The organism is Rahnella sp. CJA17(1/100) (genome assembly GCF_963881615.1).
GTDB classification, from domain to species: domain Bacteria; phylum Pseudomonadota; class Gammaproteobacteria; order Enterobacterales; family Enterobacteriaceae; genus Rahnella; species Rahnella aceris.
This window is the reverse complement of record NZ_CAWOJA010000005.1, coordinates 112,412-126,327: the sequence shown is the minus strand read 5'-3', so window position 1 is coordinate 126,327 and position 13,916 is coordinate 112,412. Positions and strand designations below refer to the sequence as shown.

The following is a 13,916-nucleotide window of genomic DNA, read 5'->3' as shown; positions in this document are numbered from 1 at the left end:
GCCGTTGGCCCGCAGGGCGAGCCTGTCAAGGCGAGTCATCGAACGGAGTTCGATGGAGAGTCCGCATCTCTGAAAGCAAAAAACCCGCCATAGGCGGGTTTCTTTAAATATGGTGCCCGGACTCGGAATCGAACCAAGGACACAGGGATTTTCAATCCCTTGCTCTACCGACTGAGCTATCCGGGCAACGGGGCGCATTAAACCGTATCGGGCATGTGCCGTCAACGGCTTTTTGTGACAACCGCGGGGTTCGTCAACCGACTGATGCTTTTTACGACGATTTGACGATTTAACTTAGGGTTCAGGCCGCTTACCCCGTTCGTACCCGGCAATAATCCCGAAAAGCGCGGAAATTCCGGGCGTAATCTATGTCGCATTCTGTAAGAAATTCGCGCAATGTTCAGGGTTGAACAGGGGGGTAAAAGATGCCATTATTGCGCCGATTTATTAAACAACTCTGATCCCGTTTTCACGCGACAGCTCAAGAGGGTTGCGGCATGGCTGGTTTATCACATCGCACTGTTCGTCAGTGCACAAACAATCTGATGATGATCTCCGGGTGCTGTAAACACCACGATTTCAGTTTTCCTCCATTTGTAGTCTCTTTCATGCGGTAAGGCTACCGTTTGCTCGCTGTCAGGCATTATTAAAAACAGAGAATAAAACAGAGCAGTTCTCTGATTTTAATGTTGTCTATCAGACGTGGCCTGGCCTGAAACCCGATTTGTCACCACTTTGCCATACCGGCATTGTTCTGTTGCACTCGATATCTCGCTTTAGCCAACGTCATTTGCCGGGCTGGACTCTGCGCTCTATACCTTTAATGACGTATGCGCCAGCTCATTGCCGTGCCACCTGGCACACCCTCTTACTTAACCGTTTGAGAGCCTGAATGAAACACTTAAAACTTGCAGCAAGCGCTTCCGTCGCCCCTTATCTCCAGACAGCACGTCTGGTCGTTGACCTGCGTCGCGCCGATTACGCGGACGTTGCGGCCATCATTATTTCTGTCGGTGACCTGAACCACGGCAGGCTGGCGGATATTGAAACGCTGGGATTTGGTATTCCCGCGTTTGTTGCGGTGCAGGGGACGGAGCAGGTTTCACCTGAGTTTCTGCCGTTGCTGAAAGGCGTAATCACGCTATCGGACGCCAATCAGGCATTTTATGCCGCGCAGATTGAGTCTGCCGCACAGGTTTATGAAGAAGCCTTATTCCCGCCGTTTTTCGATACGCTGAAAAAGTATGTCGAGATGGAGAACGCCACTTTTGCCTGTCCGGGGCATCAGGGCGGCGAGTTTTTCCGTCGTCATCCGGCAGGGCGCCAGTTTTATGATTTCTATGGCCCGAATATTTTTCGCTCCGACATGTGCAATGCGGACGTCAAACTGGGCGATTTACTGATCCACGAAGGTTCAGCGAAAGATGCTCAAAAGTATGCGGCTAAAGTCTTCAGCGCGGATAAAACGTATTTCGTGCTCAACGGCACGTCTGCGGCCAATAAAGTCGTCACCAACGCGCTGCTGACCCGCGACGACCTGGTGCTGTTCGACCGTAACAACCACAAATCAAACCATCACGGTGCGCTGTTGCAGGCGGGCGCTACGCCGGTTTATCTCGAAACAGCGCGTAATCCGTTCGGTTTTATCGGCGGCATTGATGCGGCTTGTTTCGATGAAACTTATCTGCGAGCACAAATCAAAGAAGTGGCGCCACATCGCGCGACTGAAAAACGTCCGTTCCGCCTGGCGATTATCCAGCTTGGTACTTATGACGGTACCGTGTACAACGCGCGTCAGGTGGTCGATAAAATCGGTCATCTGTGTGATTACATCCTGTTTGATTCCGCGTGGGTCGGTTACGAGCAATTCATCCCGATGATGAAAGAATGCTCGCCGCTGCTGCTGGAGCTTAACGAAAATGACCCTGGCATTATCGTTACGCAGTCGGTACATAAGCAGCAGGCCGGATTCTCACAGACCTCGCAGATCCACAAAAAAGACAATCACATCAAAGGCCAGAAGCGTCATTGCAGCCATAAAAAGCTCAACAATGCGTTTATGATGCATGCTTCGACCAGCCCGTTTTATCCGCTGTTTGCCGCGCTTGACGTCAATGCGCGCATTCATGCCGGTGGCAGCGGAAAACACATGTGGATGGAGTGCGTGAAGCTCGGCATCGAAACCCGCAAAATGCTGCTTGATCAGTGCTCGATGATTTTACCGTTCGTTCCCCCAACCGTCGGCGGCAAACGCTGGCAGGATCATGAAACCAATGAAATGGCCAACGATGTGCGTTTCTTTGATTTTGTGCCGGGTGAACGCTGGCACGCCTTCGACGGTTATGCCGAAAAACAGTATTTCGTTGATCCGTGCAAGCTGCTGCTGACTACGCCGGGCATTGATGCTTCCAGCGGTAAATACACGGAGTTCGGCATACCGGCGACCATTCTGGCGAACTATCTGCGCGAGAATGGCATCGTGCCGGAGAAATGTGACCTGAACTCGATTTTGTTCCTGCTTACCCCGGCGGAAACACCGGCCAAAATGCAGTTGCTGGTGGAAGAGTTGGTGCGGTTTGAGCAATACATCGAAGAAGATGCGCCGCTCAGCGAAGTGCTGCCGACGGTGTATCGCAAAAACGAAGACCGCTACCGGAATTACACCATCCGTCAGCTGTGCCAGGAAATGCATAATCTCTACGTCAGCTTTGATGTGAAAGAGTTACAGAAAGAGATGTTCCGTGAGAGGAGTTTCCCGAAGGTAGTGATGAATGCGCAGGATGCGCATAACGAGTTTATCCGCGATAACATCGAGCTGGTGGCAATTGGTGATGCCGAAGGCCGTATCGCTGCGGAAGGCGCGCTGCCATATCCTCCTGGCGTGCTATGTGTCGTGCCGGGCGAACTGTGGGGCGGGGCGGTTCAGCGCTATTTTATGGCGCTGGAAGAAGGTATCAATCTGCTGCCGGGTTTCTCCCCAGAATTGCAGGGTGTGTATATTGAGAAAAAAACGGTCGGCTGGAAACGCGTGATGGGGTATGTGGTTTCTGCGTAATTTGCTGTAATAAATAAATTATCCACTTGCTGGTTTTCAAATAATGCAGAGGCAATAGCCTCTGCATTATTTATTATATTAATATGCTTTGTGAATGTTTTGTTTTTTCAAGTATTGCCATTAATATAAATAGTCTTTGTTAGTTCGTTTGATTATTTGTTTGTGTTATTAATTGCAGAAAATAATTCGTTTTTTGTATACTTTGTGTGATATTACTTGTACGTGTTATTTTCATGTTCTTCCTCTCAACTTTCAAATCAAACTTGTTTCCAGATGTTGCTTTTTACTTTCCATTCCTATAAATTGCCAAGCTTACTTCAACTGTTTAAAATAAAAACTCCATGGAAAAGGATGTTAACGGGATGTACGGATTTTTATTTGTCACCCCTATCATTTGTTTTATTTTTTTACTGGCAGCCAGGGCTGTAAGTATTAAATTAAAACTGGTCGACAAGCCTGATTACAGAAAAAAACACAGCAGTAATATTCCGCTGGTAGGCGGCATTGCTATCTATCTCACGGTGGTGGTAATGAATTTACTTTTTTTCCCTTTCGTTACGCATAATAATGCTTTTCTGATGAGTAGCTTCCTTCTGGTTTGTATCGGTGTTCTTGACGATCGCTATGCTCTTTCAGTATTTCTTCGCGTGATTGTTCAGGCGGCAGGTGCAATTATCATTATGTCTGACGGCGTATATATTAGCTCTTTCGGCAATTTGTGGAACAATTACGAGCTTAGGTTGGGGATCTTAAGTTTCCCTGTCTCATTACTGGCTGTCTGGGCATCAGTTAATGCTTTCAATATGATAGACGGAATTGACGGGCTGTTAGGCGGGTTAAGTATTCTTTCATTTACGGGATTGGCAATCTGCTTTGCTGTGGCAGGGAAAATGCCTATGGCGCTGTACTGTCAGCTTTTTATTGCGGCAATTGTTCCTTTCATTTTCCTGAATGTCAGCTGTTCCAGGTTGAAAGTTTTTATGGGAGATGCGGGGAGTACATTCCTTGGGTTTACGGTTATCTGGGCTATCATGCTGGCCACCGGGGAATATAACGCCGTGATGGCACCTGCAACTGCAATCTGGTTGATCGCTGTCCCACTGATGGATCTGGTTGCGGTGATGTTTGGGCGTCTCATCCGAAGACATTCTCCTTTCCAGCCAGACAGAACGCATCTGCACCACTTGCTCATAAATTATGGTTTCTCCAATAAAAAAACTCTCAGTATTATTCTTCTTGGCTCTTTTTTGATGAATGCATTTGGTATCGGATTAAACATTCTTAAAGTAAATGAACTGCTGTCTTTATTTATATTCTGCCTGATTTTTGTCACCTATTGTTTTGTTCGTCACTGGCTGGTGATTCATACAAAATATTCAGAAGTCTCCCCGGGAGATGAGAATGATAATAAAACCATAGAAATGTCAGTGCAATAAACACGACGATAAACGATCTGTTATTGTCGTCGGCATTTATACTAATTTATAGATATGATCAAATTCTGCTTTTTTAAGCGGAGACTGGCTGATATTACATTTTTTTTGTAAAGGTCTTATTAACAATTTTATTATTCTAATGGATGTCTACAACATCCATGGGCGGTAGCGTGAAAAAATACTCAATGCTATCGCAATATTTACCGATCCCTAAATTGAGTGACAATATCCCTCCAGACTCCTTGTGAATATTTTGCTAAAAAACAACACCATTAAATCTACTCCCCATGAAAATAAACGGTTAAAACGTTATGAAAGTTAAGATTGTTACTATTCCACTCATCATATTTGTAGTATCGCTTTGTGGATGTACGTTATCGCCTGGTATCGGTCTAAGTACTTCCGGTAAAAATGTCGTGAAAGAAAACGGCCCCTATCAGGATATTAATGCAATGGTCGATATTTATCCCATCACGCCTAAACTGGTGGAGTCACTTGTTCGCCACCCTGCCATTGCGACAGTCAACAGCGACCTTGATTCACGTGTTAACAAGTACCAGTACTATGTTGGCATCGGCGATATATTAACAATTACGGTATGGGATCATCCTGAACTGACGACACCTGCCGGTCAGTATCGAAGTGCCGGCGATGCCGGGAACTGGGTTAACGCCGAAGGTGCCATTTTTTACCCTTACATAGGGATGGTCAACGTGGCAGGCAAAACGACCTCTGAAATTCGTCGTGATATTACCGCCAGGCTCACCCAATATATTCAATCGCCGCAGGTCGATGTCAATGTTGCGACGTTCCGCTCGCAGAAAGTCTATGTCACCGGTGAGGTGCAAAAATCCGGTCAGTTAGCTGTCACTAACGTTCCCATGACCATTATGGACGCAATTAATCTGGCGGGGGGATTAAGTGAAAATGCGGACTGGAATAATATCGTGTTGTCGCATAATGGCGAGAAATCCCTCATTTCACTGCAGTCTTTAATGAAGCATGGAGATATGCGGCAGAACCGTTTGCTTGAGCCGGGAGATATTCTTTATGTCCCGAGAAACGACGAGCTGAAAGTGTTCGTGATGGGCGAAGTGAAAAAGCAAACGACACTACGCATGGATCGTAGCGGCATGACACTGACCGAAGCCCTCTCTAATGCTGAAGGCATGGATCCATTAACGTCGGATGCCACAGGGGTATTTGTCATCAGAACCTTGAAAGGGGATGCTAAAAAGAAAATAGCGAACATCTACCAGTTGAATGCAAGCGATGCTACGGCACTGGTGCTGGGAACCGAATTCCAGCTTGAGCCTTACGATATTGTTTATGTGACGACAGCTCCGCTGGCTAAATGGAACCGTATTATCGGACAATTATTGCCAACCATTACCGGGGTTCATGATCTGACGGAAACTGCCCGTTATATTCGAAACTGGTAAGAAAAGGTGATATTTAATTCTATCCTGGTGGTGTGTGTGGGGAATATATGTCGCTCACCGATTGCCGAAGCCTTGATGAAACAATGTCTGCCTGAAAAAAATATACAGTCGGCAGGCTTGTCTGCGCTTAACGGACAAAGGGCTGATCACATGGCAAAAATGGTGGCTGAACGCCACGGGATATCACTGGAAAATCATAAGGCGAAGCCGTTCACACCAGAAAGGGGTAAGGAGTTTGATCTTATTCTGGTGATGGAGCGGACGCATATCAATGCCATCACTCATTCTTTACCCGAAATCAGAGGGAAAATTATGTTGCTGGGCCACTGGAATCAGCGGAAAGAAATTCCCGATCCTTATGGAAAAGATATGGAAGCATTTGATTATATATTCTCTCTTATAAAAGAGTCAGTATCTGGCTGGAAAGCTGCTTTAAATTATCAGGGTTTAAAATGATTGGAAAAATGACGGGTCAGTCAGGAAATAAATGTATCCCGGACGAGTTTGATTTACGTAAAAATATGGGCGCTATCATTGATAAAAGATACATTATTATTGTGATTACGTTTGTTTTTGTCTTTATCGGTTTGTTATATGCCTTTTTATCATCTCCGGTTTATCGTGCTGACGCTTTAGTTCAGGTCGATCACTCAGGCGAAATCGACATGATGAGTAATATCTCGCAATTATTGCCGGCGAAATCGCCTGTTTCTGCGACAGATATGCAACTGGTTACCTCCCGGGCAATCCTTGGCGAAACGGTTGCTAAACTGAATCTGGATACTGAAGTTCGTTTTATCAGTTTCCCCATCATTGGAGAGGCGATACGACGTTATTCACAGCCTGGAGTACCGCGGATCGCGCTGGATATCTTTGAGCCACGCAGAGGTGTTATCGGAGGTTCTTATACTCTTGAAATTCTCAGTGACGCTGAGTATCAGATAACGTCACCGTCCGGTACTACCGTATCAGGAATGGCAGGGAAGACACTGGAAACTCCTGAATTTCGTATTGAAGTGAACGAAATACATGCTCTTAAGGGAGATAAGTTTTCTGTTACCAAAGTTGAAACACTCAAGGTCATTGAGGAGTTACGAGCCAATGTCAACGTCATCGATCAGGGCAAAGATACCGGTATTTTGACTATTAGCTACAATGGCAAGGATCGTAAACAAATTAAGAACATCCTTCAGACAATTATTGATTGCTATGCTCGTCAAAGTATTCACCGAAAAGCGGAAGAAGCGGAGAAAAGTCTGGAATTTATTAAGAGTCAGCTTCCGCAGGTAAAAAACAATCTCGGGAACGCGGAAACGAAATTAAACGCCTTCAGAAGTCGTAATAATTCCGTAGATTTACCGATGGAAGCAAAATCAACGCTCGATAGCATGGTGCAACTCGATGGTCAGATTAATCAGCTTATCCTTAAAGAAACCGAAATTTCAAAATTATATACAACACAACATCCGGCTTATTTAGCATTGATTGAAAAAATCCAGGTTCTGAAAGATGAAAAGAAAAATCTGAATGAAAAAGTCAGCACCTTGCCTCTGACGCAGCAGGAAGTCGTCAGATTGACGCGTGATGTCCAATCGGGTCAGCTCGTTTATATGCAGTTGTTGAATAAGCAGCAAGAACTTAAAATCAGCCAGGCAAGTACTATTGGCTCTGTCAGAATTATCGACAGTGCCGTCACAGGATTAAAACCGGTTAAGCCTGATAAAGTCCTGATAATATTTATCTTTGCTTGCCTAGGATTGATTTCATCAGTTGGATTTATACTGGCACAGGTCTCATTACAGCAGGGTATCGACTCCGCAGAAATACTTGAAGATATCGGTCTTAATGTCGTTTCAAATGTGCCTCTGTCAGAGTGGAGGAATGATCACTATTCTCATTCTATGAGTGATACTCGGCCTGTTAGTTTGTTAGCACTTGAAAAAGCATCAGATATTGCGATAGAAGCTCTGAGGAATTTAAGAACCAGTTTGTATTTCTCGATGATGGAAGCTCGTTCAAATGTGTTGATGATCTCCGGTGCCACTCCGGAGGTAGGGAAAACATTCATCAGCTCCAACCTTGCAGTGGTGGTGAGTCAGGCTGACAAGCGGGTCTTATATATTGACTGTGATATGCGAAAAGGATATGCGCATCGGATCTTCGATGTTAAGAACGTCGGGTTAACCGATGCGATTACGGGTTCAATCACGTGTCAGGAAGCTGTTCAGAGTACTAAAATCCCCGGACTGGATATTATCACTCGCGGGAAGTGGTCAAAAAACCCTTCAGAGCTTTTGCTGCGTAAGCAGTATCACGATCTTATTCATTGGGCCTCAGACAATTATGATTTCGTCATACTTGATGCGCCACCAGTCCTTGCGGTAAGCGATGCCGTTATTATAGGTAGGTACGCAGGTATTTCTATGCTGGTCGCTAAATTTGAGCAGAGCACAGTGCGTGAAATAGAATCCGCAATCAGAGTATTTAACAGAAATAATATTGATATTAATGGAGTGATACTCAACGCCGTAGTTAATAAACCTTCAGGATTTTATAACTATGGGAAAAAAGAAATATATGAATATCATTCGCCTGAAACATGAGAGTTTACCACTGAGTTTTGATATTGCAGGGGTTAACAGAGATTCTTATTTTTGACAATCAAGACTGAATCACGATGCTTATCATGCCAGTTAGTGAAAAATAATGAGAAAGATATTCAGTGATAGTATTATGTATGTCGGCGGGGAACTGATTGTAAAAATCTTCCCCTTCCTTCTTCTCCCTGTTCTCTCACGTGCTTTAGGCCCTGAGCAGTATGGGAAAATATCCTTATTTAATGCCTATGTCGCGGTCTTCTTTGTCTTCATTGGACTAAACGCATCTGCCGCAATAATTAAGTACGAATATACGCAAGAAGATTACAACTCGGCAGACTATTTCTTCTCCTCTGTCATTATATCATCCGTTGCCTTTATCCTTTGCGTTGCTGGGGTATATGCTTTTTATCCGAGTGATATAATTATTCTTGCCGCGATTGCGGGATATTTTCAATGTATTTATACAAACCTAGTATCGATTAATCAGTCCAGGAAAGAAGCGAAGAAATACATGACTGCTCAAGTCCTTAATGCAGCAATGTCATTCGTTATCACATTATTGTTCCTGTACTGTTTTAAGGTGAGCTATGAAATCAGGGTTTACGCGATTATTCTTGGTTTCCTGATTTCAATATTTATTTCTTCATGGTCCAACAGAAACTGGCTGAAGCAGGCCGATTTTTGTTTTGATACCGTTAAAAAAACATCATCACAATTGCTACTTTTTGGTATTCCACTCATTATTCATAATATGAGCTTTCTGGCCCGGTCAGGACTGGACAGGATTATGATCAGTAACTATTTTTCCAGCTCCACGCTGGGAAATTACTCTGCATCATTTCAGTTAAGCGTAATTATTACTGTGGTGCTGATGGCCCTGAATAAAGCATTAACACCTCACCTGTACAGTCAGTTGAAAAATAATAAAATCAGCCGTAAACACTTTACGCTGATCTTCGTTGGGTATTTTTTTCTGAGCACACTGGTAACCATTTTGGCACAGTTAATTCCCGAGGGAATATACAATCTGGTGGCGGGTGAGGAGTATAAGGACGTTAAACGATTTGTAGTCATTATGGTTCCTGCATTTTTATCGCAGGGGTTCTATCTGATTATGGCATCGACTTGTTTTTTTTATGGGAAGAGTAAAGCAATTTCTTATTGTACTTTTACGGGTGGGGTTATTCATTGTGTCATATTATTCTTGGTCTGTAAGTTTATGAATGTGTTTTCTGTACCATGGGTATTGTTTTTCTCAAATAGTTTTGTTGCTTTGCTGATGTATATAACTGTGTTCAGGCCTGTTACAGAAAGCGACCAGTGAGGTAACAGTGAATATTGATTTTAAACGTGGTGTTATTTACCTTTGTTTGATGATGCTCACTTCTGTGTGTATAACACATCTTATTTTTGATGCCCGTGATGCTGCAGGCGGGGTGATTTTTACTTTGACCGCGTTGAGCATTCCCGCGATTACCATTCCTGGGGCCCGGTATAATTATTTGATCATTGCGGCATTATTATTTTCTGCTATCTATACTTTTTATTGTATTAATGTTTTTAATATTTTCCCAGGAATAGATGCCGTACGATATTATAATTTTTTACTGTCAAATAATTCGCTGAGTGAAATTTTATCCGGTACTGTGGCGAGAATGGCCGCAATGCATGAGAACGGCATGACTGAAGGTCCGGGATCTTTCTTTATTTTCGGGGTGCCAGTTCATATATTTTATAGTTTGATGCCTGCCAAAGATCCATTTTATATTGTTATTTTCAATTTTATGTTTAAATTGATGAGCATCGCGGCAATGAGTCGATTGTTTTCTAATGTGAGTTCAGTTGATTTTCGCTGTGTTCTGATATCCCTGATTATTGTTTCTCCGACGTTTAATTATTTCTCTTCAGTTTTTGGTAAAGATATATTCATTCTCTTTCTGACAATCCTTCTGGCTTTGGCGTTAGTCGATTTTTGTAAGACGCAGGGGAAAGTGATGCGATTATTCAAGGCCGTTGTGATACTGATGCTGGCTGGCTATTGTTTCCTGCTCCGACCTTATTCTCCCGTAACGGCACTTCTGTATGTGGTTTTTACTCTGGAATATTACCGGGCAATGAAGTTCATCACGTTAGGGGCTTTTTTTATTCTCATGCTGGCTGCATTTTTCAAATCTATTCTGCTGATTATTAACTGGCCAATGATTTTTGCTTTTATGTATATGGCCCCTAACCCTGCGCAGTGGATGAATTATGAAGGGTTTACATTACTACCTGCGCTCTGTGTTATTGTGACTATAGTTTTTGTGCTTATCAGGACAATAAAATATACCACACTCATTTTGGACTCCAGACTGATGTCATCGCTTATGTGTGTCCTGATTTATTCTGCCGTAATGACGTTGGTTGGGTTCTACGCTATCCGTACCGATTATACTTTTGGAAGCATGGGGGATGCCGTTTTCAGAAAACAATTGCTAATTATGCCACTGGTTATTTTCTCCATACTCCTTTATTTAAGAACCTATGCCTCAGGGACATCAGATGAAGAAAATTAAAGTTGTACACCTGTTAGGTCAATTGGATATCGGTGGGATTGAAAGCTGGCTTTTTGATTTTGCGATAGAAACCTCAGGAAGTATTCAACACACCTTTATCGTCGATAAGTCCCATAAAGGGTTTTACGAAGATGCTTTATTAGCTATGGATTGCAAAATAATACATATTCCTTCTTATAAAAAACCGCTGAAATACCTGGCTGCCTTATTCTCCGTTTTCAGGAAGAACAAATATGACGTCTGTCATAGTCATGTCAGCTTCAATAATGGTCTCGTGGCGTACATTGCTAAAAAGTGTGGAATAGCACGGATTATTTCTCATGCTCATTCAGATCGAACGCTGCACTACCAAAATTCTGGTCCGATAAAACGCGTTGAAATCAGTTTCAAAATTTTCCTGGCTAAGCGTTATTCAACCTGTTGCGTCGCGGTAAGTGAAGATTCAGCGCGTTGCCACTATAAAACAGGGGCGCCTGTGGTCAATATTATTCCCTGTGGTAAAGATTTCCATCGTCTTGTGTCTGCTGCTCCCACCAGCCTTAAACATGATCTGGGCATTGCTGAAAGCACGTTCGTATTGGGAACCGTCGGGCGAATGGAATCCGTCAAAAATCACAAATTCCTGCTTGAAATACTGTCGCAATACCGGGATCAAGATGTGTGTTTACTGATTGTCGGTGAAGGAAGTTTGCGAAAAGACTTACACAAAAGAGCCGTTGAGCGGGGTCTCGCTGACAAAGTTATCCTGACCGGCGCAAGAAACGATGCATTGTTAATTTTACGCGATGTTATGGATGTGTTCCTGTTCCCGTCGCTGCACGAAGGTCTCGGGCTTGCGGCTATTGAAGCTCAGGCTGCCGGATTACCGGTCATCGCGTCCTTGCACGTTCCGCGGCTTATTGATGTGACTGAGCGTATTTCCCATCAGTCACTCAGCGATCTCTGCGCATGGACGTCAGAGATTGATGTATTGATGACTCAGTCAGCAACGAGAAAAATTAATACTGATGTTATAACAGGCCGTTTTTCAATCGGGCAGAATGCGACAGAAATATTGAGGTTATATGCCTGAAAATATTAAAACTGGCCGTGCGTCTTTTCGTCGCTGGCGGGGAGTTATTCTCGTTTTATGTGCCATAACGTCTCTTTTACCGCAAATTTTCCGCGCTTATCTTCTGGATGTCTTCTCCGGTTTTCCCGGAAGAATCGGGGTAGGGATCCGTTATATTCTTATTCGTACGCTGGTAAAAACGTGCGGAGAGAATGTCTATATCGCACGATGGTGCGTATTCAAAAATCCGCAAAACCTCTCACTGGGTAGTAATATCAGCTTTCATGAACGCGCTTATGTTGATGCTGCCGGAAATATTTCTGTGGGCAGTGATGTATCGTTTGCACATTCTGTTTCGATCATCTCCTTTGAACATCGTTACGAATTGTGCGGACAGCCCTTTAAATATCAGTCGCTCGACCTGAGAAATGTTTGTATTGCTTCAAATGTATGGGTGGGATGCGGAGTAAGGATCCTCGCGGGTTCGGTCATTGATTCTGACGTCGTGGTAGCGGCGAATTCTGTTACCAAAAAACACCTGACTGCGGGGGTGTATGCTGGATCCCCTGCAATGAAAGTTAAGGAATTACCATGAAAATGGTTTTTGCGCATGACCACTATTTTATTCATCACGATGAGAAAGTATATTCTCCTGGTAAACTTCCTTATTCTGCTTTTGCCCGGTATTTGCATCATTTTGATGAAATAATAGTTTTATCCCGTTATAAAAGTGATTCCTCATTTTCGCCGCACTGGACTCTGGCCAGCGGCAACGGAATGGTTTTCAAAAAAATAGAAAATCATTCCTCTTTGAAGTCTGTGTTATTACCCTCCCGTAAAAATGTCATCGCAATTAAAGAGGCTCTCAGGGGCTGTGATGGCGTTGTGATCAGGTTACCCAGCGAAACAGGTCTTATTACCGCAAAGCTTGCGCGGCAGATGAATATTCCTTATGTCGTTGAGGTGGTCGCATGCCCCTGGGATGCGATGGTCGGATACGGCTCATTGAAAGGATTACTCTATGCCCCGGTATTAACCTGGCGAGTGAAGCAGGCGATTAAAAAAGCCTGGGGTGCTATTTATGTGACAGGCAGTTTTTTGCAAAAACGCTATCCCAACAGACATCATGTAGTGTCTGCTTCTAACGTAGAATTATTGCCGACTTCGGCTTATGTTCTTAATCAAAGGCTGCATAAAATCACTGCGTCTTCCAGCGGGCCTTTCAAAATAGGTATGATTGCTTCTCTTGACAGTCCACACAAAGGTTTTAATACCCTTTATCAAGCAATTTATCGGCTAAAAAAAAGAGGTTTTTCGATCGTTCTTGAAATCACGGGTGCGGGAAGTAAATTCAAGAATATTAAAATGATTGATGAATTATCCCTGCGTGACAATATTATTTTCTCCGGACCAAGGACGCCGGGGAAAGACATTTTTTCATTTCTTGATACTGTCGATCTCTATGTGCAGCCGAGTAATCAGGAAGGGTTGCCACGGGCTGTGATAGAGGCCATGTCGCGAGCCTGCCCCGTGATCACCAGTTCTGCCGGAGGAATGCCTGAGTTATGTCAAAGCGAATATTTGCATAAGCCCGATGATGCCAATGGGTTGGCAAAAAACATTGAGAAATTACTGAATAACCGTCATGAAATGTTAATGATGGCGCACTACTCGTTTAATAAGGCGCGTTTTTATCAACCTGAGTTATTAGAAAGAATTCGCTTTGATTTCTTCAGCCACTATAAAGATTATTTGCTTTCCCGCAGGAGCGCTTAGG

General features: G+C 43.8%; 10 protein-coding genes and 1 tRNA gene. 10 read left to right on the top strand and 1 reads right to left on the bottom strand.

What is annotated here, in order from left to right; genetic code table 11:
• Nucleotides 1-110: 110 nt before the first annotated feature.
• Nucleotides 111-186, bottom strand: a tRNA-Phe gene (locus tag AACU55_RS03840).
• 706 nt (nucleotides 187-892) lie between these two features.
• On the opposite strand from AACU55_RS03840, the gene speF reads away from it, so the two are divergent.
• The 10 genes from speF to AACU55_RS03790 all read left to right on the top strand — a co-directional run bounded on the left by speF (nucleotide 893) and on the right by AACU55_RS03790 (nucleotide 13,915).
• Nucleotides 893-3,055 (top strand): ornithine decarboxylase SpeF, encoded by a 2,163-nt coding sequence (gene speF / locus AACU55_RS03835; protein WP_037033294.1) that lies wholly within the window; start codon nucleotides 893-895, stop codon nucleotides 3,053-3,055.
• A gap of 341 nt (nucleotides 3,056-3,396) precedes the next feature.
• A complete protein-coding gene (gene wecA / locus AACU55_RS03830; protein ID WP_240785677.1) occupies nucleotides 3,397-4,491 on the top strand; it encodes a UDP-N-acetylglucosamine--undecaprenyl-phosphate N-acetylglucosaminephosphotransferase in 1,095 nt (364 codons plus the stop codon).
• Between the two features lie 311 nt (nucleotides 4,492-4,802).
• Nucleotides 4,803-5,933 (top strand): polysaccharide export protein, encoded by a 1,131-nt coding sequence (locus AACU55_RS03825; RefSeq protein WP_134706685.1) that lies wholly within the window; start codon nucleotides 4,803-4,805, stop codon nucleotides 5,931-5,933.
• Nucleotides 5,934-5,939: 6 nt separating this feature from the next.
• On the top strand, nucleotides 5,940-6,389 hold the full coding sequence (locus AACU55_RS03820) for a low molecular weight protein-tyrosine-phosphatase (RefSeq protein ID WP_081925130.1): 450 nt from the start codon (nucleotides 5,940-5,942) through the stop codon (nucleotides 6,387-6,389).
• Nucleotides 6,386-8,536, top strand: coding sequence for a polysaccharide biosynthesis tyrosine autokinase (locus AACU55_RS03815; protein ID WP_134706684.1), 2,151 nt, complete (start codon nucleotides 6,386-6,388; stop codon nucleotides 8,534-8,536). The genes AACU55_RS03820 and AACU55_RS03815 overlap by 4 nt, the downstream gene beginning before the upstream one ends.
• A 103-nt stretch (nucleotides 8,537-8,639) precedes the next feature.
• Complete coding sequence (locus tag AACU55_RS03810; RefSeq protein WP_134706683.1) at nucleotides 8,640-9,857, top strand: oligosaccharide flippase family protein; 1,218 nt, start codon at nucleotides 8,640-8,642, stop codon at nucleotides 9,855-9,857.
• A 7-nt stretch (nucleotides 9,858-9,864) separates the two neighbouring features.
• Entirely contained in the window at nucleotides 9,865-11,088 is a 1,224-nt protein-coding gene (locus tag AACU55_RS03805) for a hypothetical protein (protein WP_134706682.1), read from the top strand.
• Entirely contained in the window at nucleotides 11,075-12,160 is a 1,086-nt protein-coding gene (locus AACU55_RS03800) for a glycosyltransferase (protein WP_134706681.1), read from the top strand. Before AACU55_RS03805 ends, AACU55_RS03800 begins: the two co-directional genes overlap by 14 nt.
• The gene (locus AACU55_RS03795; protein ID WP_134706680.1) at nucleotides 12,153-12,734 is read left to right on the top strand and encodes an acyltransferase; all 582 of its coding nucleotides are present in this window, start codon (nucleotides 12,153-12,155) and stop codon (nucleotides 12,732-12,734) included. The genes AACU55_RS03800 and AACU55_RS03795 overlap by 8 nt, the downstream gene beginning before the upstream one ends.
• Nucleotides 12,731-13,915: a glycosyltransferase gene (locus tag AACU55_RS03790; protein WP_013576845.1), complete on the top strand. Its 1,185-nt coding sequence runs from the start codon at nucleotides 12,731-12,733 to the stop codon at nucleotides 13,913-13,915. The genes AACU55_RS03795 and AACU55_RS03790 overlap by 4 nt, the downstream gene beginning before the upstream one ends.
• The last annotated feature ends 1 nt before the right edge of the window (nucleotide 13,916 follow it).

Bases quoted from the DNA above. Each gene is read 5' to 3' on its own strand.
- speF (WP_037033294.1), top strand. From the start codon at position 893: ATGAAACACTTAAAACTTGCAGCAAGCGCTTCCGTCGCCCCTTATCTC.
- wecA (WP_240785677.1), top strand. From the start codon at position 3,397: ATGGAAAAGGATGTTAACGGGATGTACGGATTTTTATTTGTCACCCCT.
- AACU55_RS03825 (WP_134706685.1), top strand. From the start codon at position 4,803: ATGAAAGTTAAGATTGTTACTATTCCACTCATCATATTTGTAGTATCG.
- AACU55_RS03815 (WP_134706684.1), top strand. From the start codon at position 6,386: ATGATTGGAAAAATGACGGGTCAGTCAGGAAATAAATGTATCCCGGAC.
- AACU55_RS03810 (WP_134706683.1), top strand. From the start codon at position 8,640: ATGAGAAAGATATTCAGTGATAGTATTATGTATGTCGGCGGGGAACTG.
- AACU55_RS03800 (WP_134706681.1), top strand. From the start codon at position 11,075: ATGAAGAAAATTAAAGTTGTACACCTGTTAGGTCAATTGGATATCGGT.
- AACU55_RS03795 (WP_134706680.1), top strand. From the start codon at position 12,153: ATGCCTGAAAATATTAAAACTGGCCGTGCGTCTTTTCGTCGCTGGCGG.
- AACU55_RS03790 (WP_013576845.1), top strand. From the start codon at position 12,731: ATGAAAATGGTTTTTGCGCATGACCACTATTTTATTCATCACGATGAG.